This is a genomic window from Xanthomonas arboricola pv. populi (genome assembly GCF_002939945.1).
Classification (GTDB): domain Bacteria; phylum Pseudomonadota; class Gammaproteobacteria; order Xanthomonadales; family Xanthomonadaceae; genus Xanthomonas; species Xanthomonas arboricola_A.
Map to the genome: position 1 here is coordinate 860,325 of NZ_MDEB01000001.1, position 21,051 is coordinate 881,375.

Consider the following 21,051-nt stretch of genomic DNA (forward strand, 5'->3'; position numbering starts at 1 on the left):
TCTACTGGCGATCACCAAAGCCAGACGGTAAGCCCCGCGTGCAAAAACGCATTCTGATCGTCGACGACGAACCCGCGATTCGCGACATGGTGGCGTTCGCGCTGCGCAAAGGCGAGTTCGAACCCATCCATGCCGGCGATGCCCGCGAGGCGCAGACCGCCATCGCCGACCGCGTGCCCGACCTGATCCTGCTGGACTGGATGTTGCCCGGCACCAGCGGGCTGGATCTGGCGCGGCGCTGGCGCAAGGAACAGCTGACCCGCGAGATTCCGATCATCATGCTGACCGCGCGCGGCGAAGAGAACGACCGCGTCGGCGGCCTGGAAGCCGGGGTCGACGATTACGTGGTCAAGCCGTTCTCGGCGCGCGAGTTGCTGGCGCGCATCCGTGCGGTGATGCGCCGCACCCGCGAGGACGACGAAGACGGCAGCGTGGCCGTGGGCCGCCTGCGCATCGACGGCGCCGCGCACCGGGTGTTTGCCGGCGACGCGCCGGTGCCGATCGGCCCGACCGAATACCGCCTGCTGCACTTTTTCATGACACACCCCGAGCGCGTGTACACGCGCACCCAGCTGCTGGATCATGTCTGGGGCGGCAGCGTGTACGTGGAAGAGCGCACCATCGACGTGCATATTCGCCGCCTGCGCAAGACGCTGGAACCGTTCGGCCTGGAAAACATGGTGCAGACCGTGCGTGGCTCGGGCTACCGTTTCTCTTCGGCAACCTAGTGGTTGCCGCACGGCCGGTCGGCCACGCAGGCCGGCCGGCTCGCACGCCCATCTGACGCTCCGTGGTAACGCCTTCCATGCCTCGACATATCCGTTCCGCCTGGCTCAAGACGCTCGGCACTCTCGCGCTGCTGTTGGGCGCTGCCGTGCTGGTCGGCGTGCTGATCGCGCATGTGTGGATGGCGTTGACGCTGACTGCCCTGGGCGTGCTGGCCTGGCATTACTGGCGGCTGCGCCAGGTGCTGCGCCGCCTGACCGCCCGGCAGCGCGCCGAACCCGCCGCCGGGATCGGTGCCTGGAACGAACTGGACCGCCTGCTCTATCGCAGCCAAGCCGAGATGCGCGGGCGCAAGCGTCGCCTGATCGAAATGCTGCGGACCTACCGCGCCGCCGCACAGGCGTTGCCGGATGCGGTGGTGGTGGTGGATCGCAACAGCCAGCGCGTGCAGTGGTTCAACCGAGCCGCGGGCGGCCTGCTGGGCCTGCATCATCCGGGCGATATGGGCGTGTCGGTGGTGGAGCGGTTGCAGCCGTTGCCGTTGGCGCACTGGCTGGCCGCCGGCCGCAATGCCGAGCCCATGCTCGACGCCGCCTCGCCGGTGGATCCGGACCTGCGCCTGAATCTGCGCCTGATCCCCTACTCCGACGATTACTGGCTGCTGGTGGCGCGCGATGTCAGCAAACTGCTGCGGCTGGAGCAGGTGCGCCGCGACTTCGTGGCCAACGTCTCGCACGAACTGCGCACGCCACTGACGGTGGTGCACGGCTATCTGGACATGCTCGACCCGGAAGACTTTCCCGATTCGGGCCCGATGCTGGCCGAGATGCGCAAGCAGTCGCAGCGCATGGCGCAGCTGGTCGAAGATCTGCTGACGCTGTCGCGGCTGGAATCGCAGGAAGAACTCGGCGAGGAACACGTGGCGATGGCGCCGATGCTGTCGACGCTGCGCCGCGAAGCCGAAGCGCACAGCCAGGGCCGCCACACGGTGGAAGTGTTCGACGAGGCCGGCGTGGACCTGCTCGGCTCCAACAAGGAACTGCATAGCGCCTTCTCCAACCTGGTCACCAACGCCGTGCGCTACACGCCCGGCGGCGGCACGGTGACGATCCGCCTCGTGCGCGAGGGCGATGGCGCGGCCCTGGCGGTGCGCGACACCGGCTACGGCATTCCCGCCTCGCATCTGCCGCGCATCACCGAGCGCTTCTATCGTGTCTCCAGCAGCCGCTCGCGCGAGAGTGGCGGCACCGGGCTGGGGCTGTCGATCGTCAAGCACATCCTGGGACTGCATCAGGCGCGTCTGGAAATCGAAAGCGAAGTCGGACGCGGTAGCGAATTCTCATGCCATTTTGTCGCTGCGCGCGTCGTGCAGCGCGATCAGTCCCTGCCACTGTCACGTTCGGCGTGATATGTAAGGGGTGCGCGCCGCAACGCGGGGCGATGCGCGCGCGAACGACGCGCCGCATTGCCTGCGCTGCACCTGGCGCGCTGTCACGCCGCACACCATCTCCGTCTTGATGACCGATTCCAATGGGCCACGCCAAAGAACTGCACGACGTCACACCTTCCGAGGACATCGCCACCGATCCGTTGCGCGATCCGGCGCTGTACATCAACCGGGAACTGTCGCAGCTGGACTTCAATTTCCGGGTGCTGGCGCAGGCGTTGGACGAGCAGATGCCGTTGCTGGAACGGCTGCGTTTCCTGTGCATTTCCTGCACCAATCTGGATGAATTCTTCGAGATCCGCGCGGCCACCGTGCGGCATGCGCAAGAGTTCGGCCTGCCGCCGGCGCCGGATGGCCTGAGCCCGACCGCCATCCTCAACGCAGTGCACGACCGCGCGGCCAAGCTGGTCGAACAGCAATACCACGCATGGAATGAGGTGCTGCGCCCGGCGATGGAAGATGCCGGCGTGGCCGTGCTCAGCCGAACGGCGTGGACCTCGCGCCAGAAGCGCTGGCTGCGGGCGTACTTCCGCAACGAGATCATGCCGGTGCTGTCGCCGCTGGGTCTGGACCCGGCGCATCCGTTTCCGAAGATCCTCAACAAGACCTTGAACATCGTGGTGGTGCTGGAGGGCCAGGACGCATTCGGGCGCGCCGGTCATCTGGCCATCGTGCGTGCGCCGCGTTCGTTGCCGCGCATCATCCAGCTACCGGCGAGCCTGTCGCCAGAGGGCGCGCAGAGCTTCGTGTTCCTGTCCTCGGTGCTGTCCGAGTTCGTCGACGAGCTGTTCCCGGGCATGCAGGTCAAGGGCTCGTATCAGTTCCGCGTCACCCGCAATTCCGAGCTGGTGGTGGACGAGGAGGAGGTCGAGAACCTGGCGCTGGCCTTGCGCGACGAGCTGGTCACGCGCGGCTATCGCCCGGCGGTGCGTCTGGAGATCGCGCACGACTGTCCGGCGCCGATCATGCGCACCTTGCTGCAGAACTTCGGCCTGAACGAAAACGCGGTGTATCGCATCGTCGGGCCGGTCAATCTGAGCCGCGTCACCCAGGTCTACGATCTGGTGCAGCGCCCCGAACTGAAGTATCCGTTGTTCAATCCGCGCACCTTGCGCGACAACGACGGCATCTTCGAGATCGTCAACAAGGGTGATGTGTTGTTGCATCACCCCTTCGATGCGTTCACTGCAGTGCTGGACGTGATCCGTCAGGCCGCGGTCGACCCGAACGTGCTGGCGATCAAGCAGACGCTGTACCGCACCGGCAAGGACTCGTTGATCGTCGATGCGCTGATCCTGGCCGCGCGCAACGGCAAGGACGTCACCGTGGTGGTGGAGCTGCGCGCGCGCTTCGACGAAGAAGCCAACCTGGGACTGGCCGACAAGCTGCAGGAAGCCGGCGTGCAGGTGGTGTACGGCGTGGTCGGCTTCAAGACGCACGCCAAGATGCTGCTGATCGTGCGCCGCGAGGGACGCAAGCTCAAACGCTATGTGCATCTGGGCACCGGCAACTACCACAGCGGCACCGCACGCCTGTATACCGACATCAGCCTGATCACGGCGGATGTGGAGATCGGCAACGATGTACACATGCTGTTCCAGCAATTGTCCGGGCTCGCTCCGCGCATGAAGCTGGAGCAGTTGCTGCAGTCGCCCTTTACGCTGCATGCCGGGGTGTTGAAGCGGATCGAGCGCGAAACGCGGCTGGCCCGCAATGGCCGCCCGGGCCGCATCATCGCCAAGATGAATGCCCTCAACGAGCCGCAAGTCGTGCGCGCGCTGTATACCGCCTCGCAAGCCGGCGTGCAGATCGATCTGATCGTGCGCGGCGCCTGCACGCTGCGGCCTGGCGTACCCGGCGTGTCCGACAATATCCGCGTGCGTTCGATCGTGGGGCGCTTTCTGGAACATAGCCGCGTGTACTGGTTCGGCAACGATGGCGCGGCAGAGTTGTACTGCGCCAGCGCCGATTGGCTGGAACGCAATCTGCTGCGGCGCGTGGAGACCTGCTTCCCGATCCTGGATCCGGATCTGGCCAAGCGCGTCTACCGCGAAGTGCTGCAGAACTACCTGGACGACAACGTCAACGCCTGGGAGCTGGATGCCGACGGCGTCTATCACAAGCGTATACCCGGCCCCGGCGAGCCGGCACATTCGGCGCAGATGACCTTGCTCGAGCGGATCTGAAAGCGGTGCGGGCGCGGCCCCTCACGGGGCCAACGGCCCATCGGCTACCATGCGCTCATGCCAACGCCCTCCCCCACGATCCCGCCCCTGAGCGATGGCGATTTTCTCGCCGCCATTGACTTAGGGTCCAACAGTTTCCACATGGTCATTGCGCGCTACCTGATGGGTCAGCTGCGCGTGGTCGATCGCCTGCGCGAAACCGTGCGCATGGCCGACGGCCTGGATGGCAAAGGTGGCATCTCCAACGAAGCGCGCCAGCGTGCGCTCGAATGCTTGGCACGCTTCGGCCAGCGCATCCGCGAAGTGCCGTCGTTGCGCGTACGCGCGCTGGCCACCAATACCGTGCGTCAGCTGCGCTCGCCGCAGGCATTTCTGATGCCGGCCGAAACCGCGCTCGGGCATGCGATCGAGGTGGTCAGCGGACGCGAGGAAGCGCGCCTGATCTATCTCGGCGTTGCGCATGCGCAACCGCCCAAACCCGATCAACGCCGGCTGGTGATCGACATCGGCGGCGGCTCGACCGAGTTCATCATCGGCCGCGGGTTCCAGACCCTGGAACGCGAATCCCTGCAGGCCGGCTGCATCGCCAGCACGCGCCGCTTTTTCCCCGGCGGCAAGCTGTCGAAGAAGAAATGGAAGGATGCGCTGACCGAGATCGGCGCCGAGTTCCAGCAGTTCGCCAATCAGTACAAGGCACTGGGCTGGCATGAGGCGATCGGTTCGTCCGGCACGCACAAGGCCATTGGCGAGATCTGTGCGGCGATGAAGCTCACCAAGGGCGCGATCACTGCCGAAGCGCTGCCGGCGCTGCGCGACGAACTGCTCAAGGCCAAGCGCATCGAAGACATCCAGTTGCCCGGCCTGGCCGCCGAACGCCGGCCGATCATCGCCGGCGGCATTCTGGTGCTGGAAGCGGCGTTCCAGGCCCTGGGGCTGGAAAAGCTGATGGTCAGCAAGGCCGCGATGCGCGAAGGCATCCTCTACGACATGCTGGGCCGCGGCGGCGAGAACGACCCGCGCGACAGCTCGGTGGCCTCGCTGGTGCAGCGCTACGGCATCGACGAAGTGCAGGCGCAGCGCGTGGAAGCCACTGCGTGCCGCCTGTTCGATCAGGTCTGCGAATCCTGGCAGCTGGATGGCGACGACGCGCAGGTGTTGCGCCGCGCCGCGCGCCTGCACGAGCTGGGGCTGATCATCGCGCACAGCCAGTATCACGTGCACGGCAGCTACATCCTGGAGCACTCGGACATCGCCGGCTTCTCGCGGCAGGAGCAGCAGGTGCTGGCATCGCTGGTGCGCACGCATCGGCGCAATGTGCCCAAGACCGCGTTCGAGGCGCTGCCGGATCGCCTGCTGCTGCCGACCCGACGCAAGGCCGCGCTGCTGCGGCTGGCGGTGCTGCTGCATCGCGCGCACGAATCCGACCCGATTCCGACCCTGGAACTCACCGCCGACGACACGCGCCTGTCATTGATCCTGTCGCAAAGCTGGATCGACTCGCGCCCGCTGTTGCGCGCCGACCTGATCGGAGAAGTCGAAAGCATGGCCGGGCTGGGGATCGCGTTCAAACCGTTTGTGACCTGAGGCCTGCGGCCTCAGGCGGGAATCGGGAATGGGGATTCGGGAATAGTCGACCACGGAGCTCTGAGAAGTTCTGACTGGTGGCGATTGCGCTAAACGAGTGCAGCACGCTGCCTTTGCGATTCCCCATTCCCATTCCCCATTCCCCATTCCCGGCTCCACTGTCACCGCCGCGACTTATGGGCGCAACATCCATGCCATCGCCCTCCCGGAAGCTAGCCAAAACCGGAGAACGGGCATGCGCTACGCGATCGTTACCGAAACCTATCCCCCCGAAGTCAACGGTGTTGCGCTGACCGTGCACGGGCTGGAAACCGGCCTGCGCGCACGCGGACACCAGGTGGACGTGGTGCGTCCACGGCAGAGCGGCGATACCGATGCGGCCGCGGCACTGCTGGTGCGCGGCGCATCGCTGCCGCGCTACCCGGGACTGAAATTCGGGCTACCGGCAACACAACGCCTGGTTCGTCATTGGCACATCACGCAACCGGATGCGGTCTATGTGGCCACGGAAGGCCCCTTGGGCTGGTCGGCGATGCGTGCGGCACGCCGACTGGGCATCCCGGTCGCGACCGGCTTCCACACACGTTTCGACGAATACTTGCCCGACTACGGTGCCGCCTGGCTGCAGGGCACCGCGTTGCGCTGGATGCGCCGCTTCCATAATCAGGCCGAGGCCACGCTGGTGCCCACGCGCGAGCTACAGCAATTCCTGCGCGACGGCGGCTTCGAGCGGGTGCAACTGCTGGCGCGCGCGGTAGACAGCCAGCAGTTCGATCCGGCCCGACGCGATCCGGACTTGCGTGCCGAATGGGGCATCGAAGGCGAAGGCTTCGCCGCGATCTATGTCGGACGTATCGCCAACGAAAAGAATCTGCCGCTGGCGATTCGCGCCTTCCGCAAGCTGCAGCAGATCCGGCCGAAGGCACGCTTCGTCTGGGTGGGCGATGGCCCGGCACGCGAAAAGATCGCGCACGAGAATCCGGATTTCATCTTCTGCGGCATCCAGCGCGGCGCGGCGCTGGCGCGCCACTTCGCCAGCGGCGATCTGTTCCTGTTCCCCAGCCGCAGCGAGACCTTCGGCAACGTGACCCTGGAGGCGATGGCCAGCGGTGTGGCCACCGTGGCCTTCGACTACGGCGCCGCGCGCGAGTATCTGCGCAGCGGTCACAGCGGTGCGGCAGTGGATGACGACGAAGCGTTCATCCAGGCCGCCGTCGCACTCACCGACGACGATGCGATGCGCCAGCGCCTGGGGGCTGCGGCTGCGCAGGCGATGAAGAAACTGCATCCGGACACGGTGGTGTCCGACTTCGAGGCCTTGCTGATGGGTATCACCGCGACACGGGGGCGTTATGTCGGCAACGCGGCTTGAGCTCCTGCGCGGTCGCGAGGCGCGCTGGTGCCGGCGCGCCAATCGCTGGTGCCGTCGCCACCCGGTGCGGCGCGCGTTCGCCACCATCAGCCGGCTCGGCGATGGCCTGTTCTGGTACAGCCTGATGGGCTTGTTGGTGCTGGCCGATGGCATGGATGGCGTCCGCGCATCTGCGCACATGGCCGCCACCGGTGTGCTCGCGCTGACCTTGTACAAGGCACTCAAACGCTGGACGCGTCGGCCGCGCCCGTATGCGGCCGATGTGCGCATCCGCGCCTGGGTGGCGCCGCTGGACGAATTCAGTTTCCCGTCCGGTCACACCTTGCATGCGGTGTCCTTCAGCATCGTGGCGTTGGCCTACTACCCGTGGCTGGCGCCCCTGCTGGTGCCGTTTTCGGCCGGCGTGGCGCTGTCGCGCGTGGTACTGGGCCTGCACTATCCCAGCGACGTGCTGGCTGCTACGGCGATCGGCGCGGTGCTGGCCAGTCTGTCGCTGTGGGGATTGCCGGTGTTGTTGGGGTAAAGCGTGAGATCTGCCATCGCCGCGCTTGCCTGACCAAGCCGAGGCCCTCGTCGCGCAGCCGGCCGTTCACCCGGCACTCGCGCCGCGATGAAACGCTCCACCGATTCCCGATTCCCGATTCCCCATTCGCGATTCCCGTCCCGCGCTGCCGCCGTACAATGGCGCAATGACGACCCTGTTCATTTCCGACCTGCATCTGGATCCGGCCCGGCCGGCGATCACCGAGCTGTTTCTGGACTTCCTGCGCACGCAGGTGCCCGGTAGCGACGCGCTCTACATCCTCGGCGACCTGTTCGAAGCCTGGATCGGCGATGACACGCCATCGACCGCTGCCGATGCGGTGGCCGTGGCACTGCATGCGGTGGCCGATAGCGGCGTGCCGGTGTTCTTCATGCCGGGCAATCGCGACTTCCTGGTTGGCGAGGCGTACGCGCAACGTGCGGGTTTCCGCATCCTGCCCGATCCCACCGTGGTCGATTTGTACGGACACCAGACCTTGCTGATGCATGGCGACCTGCTGTGCACCGACGACACCGCCTACCAGGCATTCCGTGCGCAGACGCGTGATCCGGTCTTTCAGGCACAGTTCCTGGCGCAGCCGCTGGCCGCGCGGGTGGCCTTCGCACAACAGGCACGCGCTGCCAGCCAGGCGCGTCATGCAGAACTCAAGCAAGGCGACCAATCGCGCTTCGAGACCGTCACCGATGTCAGCCCGGCCGAAGTGGAGGCCACCTTCGTGCGGTACGGTCTGGACCGCCTGATCCACGGCCATACCCATCGCCCTGCGATCCACACCCTGCAGGCCGGCGGCCAGACCTGCACACGCATCGTGCTGGGCGACTGGTATGAACAAGGCTCGGTGTTGCATGTGGATGCCGACGGTGCTTCGCTGGAGCAGCTGACGCTTTAACGTAGCTGACAGCACATAGCGAGCAGCAGCCAGCTGGGCGCGGGCCGCTCGCTCGTAACCAGCTTGCAAGCGACTACCGCGATGGGCATCGGTCGCGCCTTCTGCAAGTGAGCGCCGCGGTTTCGACATCAGGCCTGCGCACGCTCGGCGTGCTGATCACGCCGGTAAAAAAACCCAGCTGGACGTATCGAAGCTCTGTCGGCAAGTGTGATCGCGCCAGCGTGCTGATACGCAACCACACAGTCCATGCAGCATCCAGAGGCATCACTGCATGCTGCGCGCATGCTCGGCGTAATCGACAAAGTCGGCGTTGACCACGTCGTACCAGAGCACCGTGCCATCGGCCTGCACGCGGAAACGATCGCGCACCGGGCTGGTCTGCGGGTCGCCGGGGCACTCGTTGCCATGCCGCTCGCGGACTGCAAATTCGAAAGCATCCGGCGTCGGCGCAGCGTCGTCTTCGGCGATGATGCTGATGCAGTTGTCCGGATAGAAGTGGTCGCCCTGCAGGCGGGTTTCCAGCACATGCAGCGCACGGGCCCGGGCATCGTTGCCGGTCGGCGCGGCCGGCGCGGACACGGCCGGTTTGGGTGGCGCAGGGGCTGGGTCGGCAGGTTGCTGTTTGCAGCCGGCAACTGCCAGCGCGGCCAGGCACAGCGCCGCGTAACGCAGGGACTTGGACATGGATGCTCCGCTCCGCAGGACACGCCGGCGACAACCGGCAGTGCCTCTAGTCTGCGCGATCGCTGCGCCTGCGTGTAGCGGCAAAGGCCCGGCACCTGCGGTACCGGGCCGACAGCGGAACGAGACGCGCGGTCCTCAGCGGAAGCCGGCGATGGTGGCCTTGGTATTGACCAGCACGCGCTGATTGTCGGCGGTGCTGGCATTGCCCATGGGCACGCCGTTGTAGCTGATGTTGGGGTTGGACCAGTAGTTCAGGCGTGGGCAGCCGCTGCTGCAGTCGTAGGCCATGATGGTGCGCCAGCTGTTGCCGTAGCGATAGCCGTGCCCGTAGGCGTAGGGCGAGGTGCTCGGGTCGTTGCTGGCGTCGTGACGGGCGCTCTGCAGATGGCCGATTTCATGCGCGAAGCTGTAATAGCCGGTGGCGCAATCCCAGTACACCGAGGCGAACGCGGTCGCGGCGGTGGAACCGATGCCCGATGCCAGGCCGCAGTAGCTGCTGTTGTTCAACACAATCACGCCCACATCGGCGGTGTAGGTGTTGCGGCTGGTGTGGATGCTGTCCATGTAGCCGTCGTTGGTCACGCGGAAGCGCTGCAGGTCGGTGGTGAAATCGCCGGTTTCGCTGTAGCTGGTGGTCTCGTAACGCGCCAGCTGCAAGGTGATGCCGACATTGCTGTTGATGTAGCCCTGGTTGGCCTCGGCCACTGCCAGTTGCACCAGCGACTGCATGTTGCCGCCGTAGGCGGTCACCGCCTGATTGGTCGCCACCACCAGCACGCGGATGGTGGCCGGGCTGCCCGACGATGCGGCGGCCGCGGTGACGCGCCCGTCGCTGGGCATCTCGATCTTCGGCAACAGGCTGTATTCGGCCGGGTGCTCCTGCGGCAAGCGGCTTTCCTCCACCTGCACCAGCACATGACGGCCATCGGCAAGCGGGCGCAGCCGATACAACTTGCCCGCGTAACGAATGGTGCCGGTGACGGTGTCGCCGCTGCGTACCAGGATGGCCGAGTTCAGCGGATCCACCCCCGACAGCGTGCGTGCACGGGTACCAGCGCGCGGGCCGAGATTGCCGTACCACACGCTATCGCCGCCTTCCAGGGCATCGACCTTGGCCTGGGTGGCGGTGATGGTCTGGCCGTCCAACTGAAGTTCCAGCAGCTTCTCCGAGGCGGTGACGGCATCGGCGTCGAGCTGGACCACCTGCGCGTTGGCGGTGGACGGTGCGCTGAGCAGACGCTGCAACGAGGGTTCGGCAATGGCCGTGGCGGTCGCGCTGCGGCTCAGCGCAGGGCCGGATTGATACAGCGGCTTGCCGGCAGCGGCGGCCGAACCGGCCAGACACATGGCGATCAGACCCACCGTGGTGCACATCGACTTCGACTTCATCGCCTCTCTCTCCTTAGACATGGAAGTAACGGATGTGAAACACCGGGCCCCTGCCCCCGGGACGCCATTAAGGCGCGCGGGGCCGTACCGATTGCAAGTTGTTACAAAAGAAAATTACAGTTTTGTGATGCCTGCCGTTGAATGGATGCGATTCCGGCAGCTGCGCGGGAGGACCCAGCGCACAGTCCGGTGGTCGAAGGGGCGTTGCCGCGCAGGTGGCCTGTTGCGTCTGGCGGCAACCGGGCGCGGGCACGACGTCATGACGAAGGGCCGCGATGCGCGTCGATCTAACGCGCTGCAATCGTTCCGCCACGCACTGAGTTCATCGCTCACGAGCGACGCTGCGAACGCGCATCGCGGCGTCGGTACGGGCGATTCGATCTGCAAGCAAGCGGTGATCGACAAATCGCCCACTACAGGCCGCCCACGCACCCACCACCGATTGCTCAGCCGGCCTGCTCCACCAGATCGGCCAGTTCTTGCTCATCGAAGCCGGCAAGCAGCCGCGCCTGCAGATTGAACGGCCCATGCAGATAACCGTTGGCGTACTCGTGCAGCAGCGCCTTGAAGCGCGCGCGCGGCTCGATGCCCGCCTGCGCGCAATACCAGCGGTACCAGCGCGAGCCGGCCGCCACATGCGCCACTTCTTCGCGCAGGATGGTGTCCAGCACCTCGGCAGTGGCGGTATCGCCGAGCGAGCGCAGTTTGACGATCATCGCCGGTGTCACATCCAGCCCACGCGCTTCCAGCACGCGCGGCACCAACGCCATGCGTGCCAGGCCGTCGTGCGCGGTTTTCTCGCACATTTCCCACAGGCCGTTGTGCGCGGCGAAGTCGCCGTAGTCGTGGTCGTGTGCGTGCAAGCGTGCGCGCAGCAGCATGAAGTGGCGCGATTCGTCGTCGGCCACGCCAACCCAGTCGGCATAGAACGCCGCCGGCAACCCACGGAAGCGGTACACCGCATCCCAGGCCAGGTCGATGGCGTTGAGTTCGATATGTGCAATGGCGTGGATGAAGGCGGCACGGCCTTCCAAGCTGCCAAGCCCACGCCGCGGCACCTGCCGCGGATGCACCAGCACCGGGCTTGCGGGTCGGCCGGGCATGCGGATCGGCTCCGGTGGCGCTGCCTGCGGCGGTGGCGGCGGCAGGGTGCCGGCGCGGAGCGCGGCCGCATGTCGCTGCGTCAACGCGACCTTCTCCAGCGGATCGGCCGCTTGCAGGCAGGCGTATGCGGCTTGCAGAAGATCCATCGTGTCCATCACTCCGTCGTTGCAATAAGCCGCAGGACCGACAACTTGCGCTTCGATCTGCAGCGGCGATCCAGACCACCACCCAGCCGTTGCCCGTTCGGTCTGCAAACCTGCATAGCGGCTGGCGGCACTATCGAACCAGCGCGGCGCAACCGCTTGTCGACCGGCAGCAATCAAATAGCACGATCACCACCCAGGTAACCCTGCGTGGCACAGTGACTCTAGGCCACGCCTGGATAGCGCCGAGCTACAGCGCTACCGCATGCCCTCACGCGCGGCGACGCTTCTTGGCATCGTCCGAGCGCAATTGCTGGATGCGTTCGAAATAGCCCGGCTCGATGCCGGTGATGTACTCGCCGTTGAAGCACGAGGAATCGAACTGCTGGATGTCCGGGTTGCCTTCGCGCACCGCCACTTCCAGGTCTTCCAGATCCTGGTAGATCAGCCAGTCGCAGCCCAGGAATTCCTGGATTTCCAGCTCGCTGCGGCCATGCGCGATGAGTTCTTCGGCCGCCGGCATGTCGATACCGTAGATATTGGGGTAACGCACCGGCGGCGCGGCCGAGGCCAGATACACCTTGCGCGCCCCGGCATCGCGCGCCATCTGCACGATCTGCCGGCTGGTGGTGCCGCGCACGATCGAATCGTCGACCAGCAGCACCACGCGGTTGCGGAATTCCAGGTGGATCGGATTGAGCTTGCGCCGCACCGATTTCTGCCGCTCGCCCTGCCCCGGCATGATGAAGGTCCGGCCCACGTAGCGATTCTTGACGAAGCCCTCGCGGTACTTCACCCCGAGCACGTTGGACATCTCCAGCGCCACATCGCGCGAGGTGTCCGGGATCGGAATGATGGTGTCGATATCGTGGTCCGGGCGCAGCCGCAGGATCTTCTCGCCCAGCTTCAGGCCCATGCGCATGCGCGCCTTGTGCACCGAGATGTTGTCGATCATCGAATCGGGACGCGCGAAGTACACGTACTCGAAGATGCACGGCGCGTTGACGGTCGGCGCGGCGCAGACTTCCGAAAACAGCTCGCCGCGCGCGGTGATCACCATCGCCTCGCCGGGGCGCACGTCGCGCACGCGCTGGTAGCCGAGGATGTCCAGCGCGGCCGATTCGGAGGAGACGATGTATTCGGTGCCTTCGGCATGCTCGCGCTTGCCCAGCACCAGCGGACGGATGCCGTGCGGGTCGCGGAAGGCCACCAGGCCCAGGCCCAGCACCACGCTGACCACCGCATAGCCGCCCTTGCAGCGGCGGTGCACACCGGCCACCGCACGGATCGCCGCCTCGGGGGTGAGCATGCGCTGCGCGTCCAGCTCGTAGGCGAACACGTTCAGCAGCACTTCGCTGTCCGAATCGGTGTTGATGTTGCGGCGGTCGGCTTCGAACACCTGCTGGCGCAAGGCCTCGGTGTTGATCAGGTTGCCGTTGTGCGCCAGCGCGATGCCGTAGGGCGAGTTGACGTAGAACGGCTGCGCCTCGTCCATGCCTTCCGAGCCTGCGGTCGGATAGCGACAATGCGCGATGCCGACGCGGCCTTCCAGCACCGCCATCTTCTTTTCGTCGAAGACATCGCGCACCAGCCCGTTGGCTTTTTGCACGCGCAAGCGCGTGCCGTCTGCGGTGGCGATGCCTGCGGCGTCCTGCCCACGATGCTGCAGGACGGTCAGGCCGTCATACAGCTGCCCGGCGACGTTCTGGTTGCCGACAATACCGACGATGCCACACATGGTGCGCGTTCTCCGCTACGGCTTGCGCCGTTACTGTGAAGGGGGCCGTGCCTGGCCTTGGGACTCGACCCGAGCCGGGTCGCTTTCTCCGCCGCGAACCTGCGCCGGATCGATATTGGCCGGCATCGCCTGCGCCGGATCGCGTCCGTCGCTGGCGGCTTTACCGGGTTGCCCGAGCGCACGCGTGATGGTGTCGCTCAGACCGGACCCGGACAGCGCCTTGCCCAGATCCGTATTATCGCCTGCCGAAGGCAACTTCCCCAACTCCGTTGGCAAGTTGCCGAGTTCCATCGATGGCATGTCCATCGACGGCATCCGCCAGGCCGGCAGTTGCGCCCGCATCCAGCTCGCGCCCGGCGACAGCATCGGCATCAGCAGCGACTGGCGCCAGGACGGCTCGCGCGGCAGCGGCGTGAAGCTCATCAGCAGCACCAGCACGCTGGCCAGAAAAGCCCCGCGCACTAAACCCAGGCCGAACCCGAGCATGCGGTCCATGCCGCCCAGGCGCACCGCGTCCACGCCGGCGCGGATCACCATGCCGATCACCGCCACGGTGATCAGCACGCCGACGAACACCATCGCGTAGCCGCCGAACGATTCGGTGGCAGAGGGATGCTTGCCGTCGGCGATCCAGCGCGCGGCCGGGCCGCCGAACTGGAACGTCGCCCAGCCGGCCAGCAACCACGACAGCGTGCCGACCACGATCGCGACAAACCCGCGCAGCAGGCCCAACAGGGCCGACACCAGGATGATGACGCCCAGCACCATGTCGATCATTGCCCACTTCTCCGCGCGGCGCGCGCGCTGCTGGTCCAACCTGGCTCGGTGTTCATTGCGCTCCCCTCCATGGGTGTGAGGCGATCAGGAAATCCGCTCGTCGCTGGCGATACCACGCAAGCGGCGATCAGGCGGGCTGCGGACGAGCCGCACTGCGCGTAGCGAACCAGCCGGCATGCCGATCTCCGGCATGCCGCGCGCCCGCCGGTTGGCGGCGCCGTGGTTTACGGATGCGGACGCACCATGCCGGAAATGCCAACCTTGGCCGCCACCTGCGCACGCAGCTGTTCGGCATCGCCACGGTTGGCCACCGGGCCGACCCGCACACGGTTGAGCGCGCCCTTGTCGGTACGCACCTGTTCGACGAAAGCACTGAATCCGGCGGCACGCACGCGGTCGCGCAAGGCGTCGGCGTCTTCGGCGCGACCGAAGGCGCCCAGCTGCACCGCAAAGCCGACCGAACTGGCCGCAGGTGCTGCCGGCGCGGCGGGCGCCGCGACGACCGGCTTGGCGGGCTCGGGCTTGGCCGGCTCCGTTTTCGCCACCTCCGGCCTGGCCGGAGCAGGCTTGGGCGCTTCGGCCGGCTTGGGCGCGGCGGCCACAGGCTTGGCCGGCTCCGGCGGCAGGCTTTCGGTCTTGGTCGGCGCGGCGGTGCTGACGGCGGCCACGCTGCTGTTTGGCTTGGCAGCCGGCGCGGGCGCAGGCGCCGGTGTGCTGGCTGCAGGCGCCGGCGCTGCGGCATTGGCATCCAGCGTCACCACCTGGGCGTTGACGTCGCTGCGCACCTTCACCGCCTGCAGGCGCGCCGATTCGGCCTGGGCCTGATCGGCATACGGCCCCACGCGCACGCGCCAGGCCGGGCGGCCGTTGATCTGGGTCTTTTCGCTGAAGCCGGGCAGCTGCGCCTGCTTGAGCCGCGCCAGCACCGCGTCGGCATCGGCGCTGGTGGCGTAGGCGCCGAAGTTGACCGCGTAGTTGCCGGCCGCCACGTCAGGCGCCGATGGCGCGCTGGACGGGTTGGCCAGATCGGCCGCATCCGGGTTGTCCTGCACAGTGGCCGGCGCAGTGGCGGCGCCGTGCATGCCCAGCGCGCCACCGGCTGGCGCATCGCCCGGCGTGACCAGCGGCAATTCGCGGGTTTCGAACTCGCCATTGGCCGGTGCGGCAGGTGCCTCCAGCGGCACATCGGCCACGCCGCTCGACGGCGCAGGGCCCTTGACCAGCATCGGCAGGAAGATCACGGCAAGCGCCACCAGAACGATGGCGCCGATCAGTCGCTGTTTCAGAGCAGTATCCACGTAAAGAGACGAGAGGCGGCGTGGCGGGGTGCCGCGGCGATTATAAGGCCGCAGCCGGGCTACCGACCCGGCTGGACTGAACGAAGTGCGTTTAGCGCGTCGGCAACGGTATGAAACGAGCCGAACACCAGCACCCGATCGCCGGGTGAGGCCTGCGCAAGCACCGCGCGCAGTGCGCCCGCGACATCGCCATGGCAGGCCGCCTGCGCTGCGGCACTGCCCTGCAGACGGGCCTGCAAGGCCTGCGCCGACTGCCCGCGCGCGCCGTCCAGCCCGGCCAGGGTCCAGTGGTCGACCTGCGCGGCCACCGCCTCCACCACGCCCAGCACATCCTTGTCCGCCAGTGCGGCGTAGATCGCATGGGTGCTGCCGGCGTGTGTCTGCGCTCCCAACGCGTCGGCCAGCGCGCGCGCGGCCTGCGGGTTGTGGCCGACATCCAGCAGCACCTGCACGCCATTAACGTCGCAACGCTGCAGGCGCCCGGCCACCCGTGCATCGGCGATGCCTTGCGCCCAGGCGGCATCGGGCAGTTCTACCGGCAAGGCCTGCAGCGCGGCGATCGCCGCGGCGGCGTTGGCCAGCTGCACCGGCGCGTGCAGGGCCGGCATCGGCAGCTCCAGCGTCACCGCAACATCGCGCCAGCGCCACCGCGGCACGTCCGACTGCTGCACCTCGATCGGCTCGAAGAAATAATCGCTGCCGGCGCGGATCGCGTTGGCGCCCAGCTGATAGGCACGCCGCAATACGCTCGATGGCGGGTCGATGTCGCCCAGCACCACCGGCTTCCAGGCGCGGATGATGCCGGCCTTCTCGGTGCCGATCGCCTCGCGGTCGTTGCCCAGCCAATCGGTGTGGTCGATATCCACGGTGGTGATCACCGCCACATCCGAATCAATGATGTTGACCGCATCCAGGCGCCCGCCCAGGCCGATTTCCAGTACCGCCAGGTCCAGCCCGGAGCGCTGCAGCAGCCATAGCGCCGCCAACGTGCCGTATTCGAAATAGGTCAGTGCGGTCTGCCCACGCGCCGCTTCGACGGCGGCAAAGGCGTCCACCAGTTGCGCGTCGCTGGCCTCGTTGCCGTCGATACGCACGCGCTCGTTGTAGCGCAGCAGATGTGGCGAGGTATAGGTGCCCACCTTCCAGCCGGCGGCTTGCCCGATCGCCTCGATAAAGGCCACGGTGGACCCTTTGCCATTGGTGCCGCCGACCACGATGACGTGCCCGGCAGGCGCAGCAAGCTGCAGACGCGCCGCAACCTCGCGCACGCGCTCCAGCCCCATGGCGATGTTCTGCGGGTGCTGTTGCTCGATGTAGGCGAGCCAGTCGGAGAGGGAGTCGATTGCGTTCACGGTCAGGGCTGCGCGAGAGGAACCGCATTATCGCCGTTTGCCGGCGTGCAACGCACATCACCAGGCATGCCCGAAGATCGCGCGCCGTTGCATGGGTCGACTGGGTGCGCGCACCTCAGTCGGCAACTGGAGGAACGCTGTCGCCCGCATTCAAGGGGCATCGGAAATGGCCGCAATGCGCATGCCCAGCACGGAGCGTTGACCGCGCAACAGCACCGATACGCGTTGCTCGGGATGGCGCCGATACTGCGCTTGGTCGATGCACAGATGGCCCGGAAAACGATGCGCGAGCGGCCCGCCACTCAACCGGTACTTGCACGCCCGCGCGCTGGGCACCGATGCGGTCTGCATGACATGCACTTCTTCGAAATCGACGCCGGCGATGCGGGTGTAGATCCAGGGCCCACCTCTGGCCAGCACCAGCCAGCACCAGCCAGCACAGCAATCCCAGGAGCGGCGGCGCCAGGCAGATCGCCAGCACGGTGTTGAACAGCTGCTTGCCAACGACCGCCTTCCATCCGCCGATGCGATAGGCCGGCGCGACGATCAACACCGTCAATCCGCTTCCCAGCAGCAACATCGGCGCTATCCAGGCCCGACCGGACAGGAAGGGTGCGGGAATGAAGTCGGAGAACGCCCCCAGCGCCAACAGGCCGGACACGCTGCCCAAAGCAGCGTAGCGAAGCGCCCTGGGCCACTTGGCAATCGTGCCGATAGGACGGACCACAGCCTCATCCAGCATTCGTGCCGGGCGTTGTCTTACAGCGCCCGATGCTTGGCTTCACCGAAAAACGGCGTGTGGTGCGCGCAATCGTTGAGTCGCACCACGTCCAGGTGATCCACGTCCTCGCCTTCGAGCAGGTTGAGCGTGGTCGGTGCCTGGCGGAAGGTCCACAGCCGGGACAGCGGCAGGCCCAGAATCTTGCACAGGATTACGCGGTTGACCGCATCGTGGGCGACCACCAACAAGGTGTCGTCCGCGCCCAGGCCATCGGCCGCGCGCGCCAGGCCGCGCCAGCTGCGGTCCAGCACCTGACGCAGGGATTCGCCGCCGGGCATCAGCACGGTATCGGGCTCGTCGCGCCAGGCGCGCAGACGTGCCGGATCCTTGTCGTTGATCTCGCTGGCCAGCAGACCCTCCCATTCGCCGTGGGCGATTTCCTGCAGGTCCGCATCGGTCTGCAGCAGGCTTTCGCGGTTGCTGCCCAGCGCCAGCCTGGCGGTGGCCTGCGCACGCGACAGCGGCGATGCCACCGCGCGGGTGATCTCCAACGATTGCAGACGCGCGCCGAGGGCGGCGGCCTGGCCTTCGCCCACCGGGGACAGCGGGATATCGATCTGGCCCTGGTAACGGCCTTCGGCGTTCCACGGCGTCTCGCCGTGACGGGCAAGCAGGATGCGCATGCGCGAGGGATTCCTTGGGGAAGGGGCCGGTTCGCCGCAGCGAAACGGGAGCGCATGATAACCCCTCCCGCTGCGGTGCCGGCCGCCCGCGTCTGCGCACGCCGAGTTCCTTCAGCAGCGGCGGCGCCGGGGCGACTTCTGTCATGACCCAGCGAAAATACCGGCTATCCACGGCGATCATGCGGGTCATCGCCGGATCGAAGATCCAGTTGCTGCTCACCCACTGCCAGTTGCCGTCGAAGGCCAGGCCAACCAGCCTGCCCTGCGCGTCCATCACCGGCGCGCCCGGGCGCCGGCTCAGGCGCGCCCGAATGCCGGATCGCTGCGGCTGGGCCTACCGGTTTCCAGATGCCCGGCCAGACGGCGGCGGAATGCGGATCCGGGCTGTTCCAGCACGACGTCGTACCAGTGATCACTGGCAGCAAGCGCCAGACGCACGGTCTGACGCTGACCTGCGGCCAGGTGCAGCGAGCGCACGGTCGGATCTGCATAGTCCAGCGCGCGCAGCTGCAGCGTGCACGGTTGCTGCCCGGCATTGCCGATGTCCAGCACCAGCACCTCGCCGTCCTGCCACGCCTCCAACCATGGCGCAGCCGATTGCGTCCCGGCGGCAGCGAGGTCGCCGGCGAATTCGCGCAGGAAGCCATTGGGTCCATGCACGCTCAGCGCGTAGGCACCATTGTGCGCAGCACCCACCGGCACATCGTCGAGCCGGGTGCCGGGCAACACGGTGTAGTACCACGGGCCGCCGCTTGCAGCGCTGGTGTAGACATTGAACGCGGCCGCCGCAGCGCCGCTGTTGACGAACTGCAGTTGCACGCCGCTGTCGTCCGGCACGCGCGCATGCACCTGCAAGGCATACGGCAACGCGCGTGCCGGACGTTGTCCCGGCTCCTGTCGCGGCATGCTGGCCCTGGTCGGCGGCACCGGTAGCGGCTTGTTGCGCACGGCGGCGGTGCGCGCGCGGTAGTCGTCCACCGATGGCAGTGCGCTCACTGCCGAATCGTCCGGCTTGCGGAAATCGAACACGCTGGTCAGATCGCCGCTCACCGCGCGCCGCCACGGGCTGATGTTCGGCTCGGCCACGCCGAAGCGGCGTTCCAACAACCGTAGCACCGAGGTGTGATCGAACACCTGCGAATTGACCCAGCCACCGCGCGTCCAGGGCGAGATCACCAGCATCGGCACGCGGATGCCCAAGCCGATCGGCACGCCCTCGTAGACCTCCCCGCGCGTGTCGACGTTGCTGCGCCCCATGCGCGCATCCAGTGCGGGCAGCGCTGCGGGCACGTGATCGAAGAAGCCGTCGTTCTCGTCGTAGTTGATGATCAACGCGGTTTTCGCCCATACCTGCGGATTGGCGGTGAGCGCATCGATCAAGCGCGCGACCAGCGATTCGCCATAGGCCGGCGGCGCTTCCGGATGTTCGCAGTACGCGGTGGGCGGCACGATCCAGGACACCTGCGGCAAGCGATCGGCCTGCACATCGGCGGCGATTGCGGCGATGAGATGATCGGCCTGCGTGGTGGCGGCATTGTCGGCAGTGGAACCGGGCACGCAGGCACGTGCGCGTCGATAGCGTTCGTCGTCTGGGTGCAGATCGCGGTAGTGCGAAAAATACGCCAGCGAGTTGCAGCCGAAGTTGTCGTACTCCTGATACACGCGCCAGTCCACGCCTGCGGCCTGCAGGCGCTGCGCATAGGTGGTCCAGTCCATCGCCGCATAACCGGGCTTGTCGCGCGCCATGTCGGCGGTCCAGTTGCCGTCGTCGGCATTGGTCACCGCCTGCGCGCCGACGTTGCCCACGCTCGGGCCGCTGGTGCCGGTGAACAGGTACATGCGATTGGGATTGGTCGGCCCGTGCAGCGAACAGAAATAGCCGTCGCAAATGGTGAACGCGTCGGCGAGCGCGTGGTAGTACGGGATGTCGTGACGCTGGAAATACCCCATCGTCAATTCGCCCTTGTACGGCACCCAGGCGTCGTACTCGGCCCAACGCGCCGGGTCCTGCCCGTGGCCGGCTTTCCAGGAATGATCCAGGCTCTTGATCAACGGCGCGCAGGTGCTTTGCGAATCGAAGGCGAACGGCAGCAGGCGACGGCCGTCCGCAGCCGGCTGGCTCCATACCGGGTGACCGTCGCGCAGCTGCAACGGACGCGGATCGCCGAAGCCGCGCACGCCACGTAGCGCGCCGAAGTAATGATCGAAGGAGCGGTTTTCCTGCATCAGGATCACCACGTGTTCGATGTCGCGCAGCGTGCCGGTGCGCGAGTTGGCCGGCAGCGCGAGTGCGCGGCCGATCGAGGACGGCAAGGCGCCGGCGGCAGTCAGCGCGGCGACGCGCTTGAGGAAATCGCGGCGCGAGTGGGAAGACGTCATGGCTACGGGACCTGCGAGAAATACGTGTACATCGC

At 66.8% G+C, this 21,051-nt stretch carries 17 protein-coding genes and 1 pseudogene; 7 read left to right on the forward strand and 11 right to left on the reverse strand.

Translation table 11 applies throughout. The annotated features are described in order from the left end of the window. The first annotated feature begins 38 nt into the window (after positions 1 to 38). From phoB to lpxH, 7 genes are all read left to right on the forward strand, one after another. Complete coding sequence (phoB, locus tag XaplCFBP3123_RS04135) at positions 39 to 728, forward strand: phosphate regulon transcriptional regulator PhoB (protein ID WP_002806631.1); 690 nt, start codon at positions 39 to 41, stop codon at positions 726 to 728. 77 nt (positions 729 to 805) lie between these two features. After that, a complete protein-coding gene (gene phoR / locus XaplCFBP3123_RS04140) occupies positions 806 to 2,134 on the forward strand; it encodes a phosphate regulon sensor histidine kinase PhoR (protein WP_172453074.1) in 1,329 nt (442 codons plus the stop codon). A gap of 122 nt (positions 2,135 to 2,256) precedes the next feature. After that, positions 2,257 to 4,359, forward strand: a complete 2,103-nt coding sequence (gene ppk1 / locus XaplCFBP3123_RS04145) for a polyphosphate kinase 1 (protein WP_104532886.1) — start codon at positions 2,257 to 2,259, stop codon at positions 4,357 to 4,359. Positions 4,360 to 4,416: 57 nt separating this feature from the next. Continuing rightward, positions 4,417 to 5,943 carry an exopolyphosphatase gene (ppx, locus tag XaplCFBP3123_RS04150; protein WP_104532887.1) on the forward strand — a complete coding sequence of 509 codons (1,527 nt, stop codon included), beginning with the start codon at positions 4,417 to 4,419 and terminating at the stop codon, positions 5,941 to 5,943. A 235-nt stretch (positions 5,944 to 6,178) separates the two neighbouring features. Then, positions 6,179 to 7,315, forward strand: coding sequence for a glycosyltransferase family 4 protein (locus tag XaplCFBP3123_RS04155; protein ID WP_104532888.1), 1,137 nt, complete (start codon positions 6,179 to 6,181; stop codon positions 7,313 to 7,315). Beyond that, on the forward strand, positions 7,296 to 7,838 hold the full coding sequence (locus XaplCFBP3123_RS04160) for a phosphatase PAP2 family protein (protein WP_104532889.1): 543 nt from the start codon (positions 7,296 to 7,298) through the stop codon (positions 7,836 to 7,838). The genes XaplCFBP3123_RS04155 and XaplCFBP3123_RS04160 overlap by 20 nt, the downstream gene beginning before the upstream one ends. A 166-nt stretch (positions 7,839 to 8,004) precedes the next feature. Beyond that, the gene (lpxH, locus tag XaplCFBP3123_RS04165; protein ID WP_104532890.1) at positions 8,005 to 8,748 is read left to right on the forward strand and encodes a UDP-2,3-diacylglucosamine diphosphatase; all 744 of its coding nucleotides are present in this window, start codon (positions 8,005 to 8,007) and stop codon (positions 8,746 to 8,748) included. Positions 8,749 to 9,012: 264 nt separating this feature from the next. Here the strand turns inward: lpxH and XaplCFBP3123_RS04170 are convergent, their stop codons facing one another. The 11 genes and pseudogenes from XaplCFBP3123_RS04170 to XaplCFBP3123_RS04220 form a co-directional block, all read right to left on the reverse strand. Then, positions 9,013 to 9,432 carry a hypothetical protein gene (locus XaplCFBP3123_RS04170; protein WP_104532891.1) on the reverse strand — a complete coding sequence of 140 codons (420 nt, stop codon included), beginning with the start codon at positions 9,430 to 9,432 and terminating at the stop codon, positions 9,013 to 9,015. Between the two features lie 135 nt (positions 9,433 to 9,567). Then, positions 9,568 to 10,821 (reverse strand): zinc-dependent metalloprotease, encoded by a 1,254-nt coding sequence (locus XaplCFBP3123_RS04175; RefSeq protein ID WP_104532892.1) that lies wholly within the window; start codon positions 10,819 to 10,821, stop codon positions 9,568 to 9,570. 446 nt (positions 10,822 to 11,267) lie between these two features. Beyond that, complete coding sequence (locus XaplCFBP3123_RS04180; RefSeq protein ID WP_104533281.1) at positions 11,268 to 12,071, reverse strand: ferritin-like domain-containing protein; 804 nt, start codon at positions 12,069 to 12,071, stop codon at positions 11,268 to 11,270. 268 nt (positions 12,072 to 12,339) lie between these two features. Next, positions 12,340 to 13,806, reverse strand: coding sequence for an amidophosphoribosyltransferase (gene purF / locus XaplCFBP3123_RS04185; RefSeq protein WP_016902228.1), 1,467 nt, complete (start codon positions 13,804 to 13,806; stop codon positions 12,340 to 12,342). 30 nt (positions 13,807 to 13,836) lie between these two features. Continuing rightward, positions 13,837 to 14,583, reverse strand: a complete 747-nt coding sequence (locus tag XaplCFBP3123_RS04190; protein ID WP_104533282.1) for a CvpA family protein — start codon at positions 14,581 to 14,583, stop codon at positions 13,837 to 13,839. A gap of 224 nt (positions 14,584 to 14,807) precedes the next feature. Next, a complete protein-coding gene (locus XaplCFBP3123_RS04195; protein WP_104532893.1) occupies positions 14,808 to 15,881 on the reverse strand; it encodes an SPOR domain-containing protein in 1,074 nt (357 codons plus the stop codon). A 59-nt stretch (positions 15,882 to 15,940) separates the two neighbouring features. Continuing rightward, positions 15,941 to 17,233, reverse strand: a complete 1,293-nt coding sequence (gene folC / locus XaplCFBP3123_RS04200) for a bifunctional tetrahydrofolate synthase/dihydrofolate synthase (RefSeq protein WP_104532894.1) — start codon at positions 17,231 to 17,233, stop codon at positions 15,941 to 15,943. Positions 17,234 to 17,348: 115 nt separating this feature from the next. Further along, positions 17,349 to 17,960, reverse strand: coding sequence for a hypothetical protein (locus XaplCFBP3123_RS04205; protein WP_429001608.1), 612 nt, complete (start codon positions 17,958 to 17,960; stop codon positions 17,349 to 17,351). A 32-nt stretch (positions 17,961 to 17,992) separates the two neighbouring features. Beyond that, positions 17,993 to 18,637, reverse strand: coding sequence for a histidine phosphatase family protein (locus XaplCFBP3123_RS04210; RefSeq protein ID WP_104532895.1), 645 nt, complete (start codon positions 18,635 to 18,637; stop codon positions 17,993 to 17,995). A gap of 94 nt (positions 18,638 to 18,731) precedes the next feature. After that, positions 18,732 to 18,923, reverse strand: a pseudogene (locus tag XaplCFBP3123_RS04215) (S46 family peptidase); the annotation flags it as partial. A gap of 11 nt (positions 18,924 to 18,934) precedes the next feature. Continuing rightward, on the reverse strand, positions 18,935 to 21,016 hold the full coding sequence (locus XaplCFBP3123_RS04220) for a phosphocholine-specific phospholipase C (protein WP_104532896.1): 2,082 nt from the start codon (positions 21,014 to 21,016) through the stop codon (positions 18,935 to 18,937). Between the last annotated feature and the right edge of the window lie 35 nt (positions 21,017 to 21,051).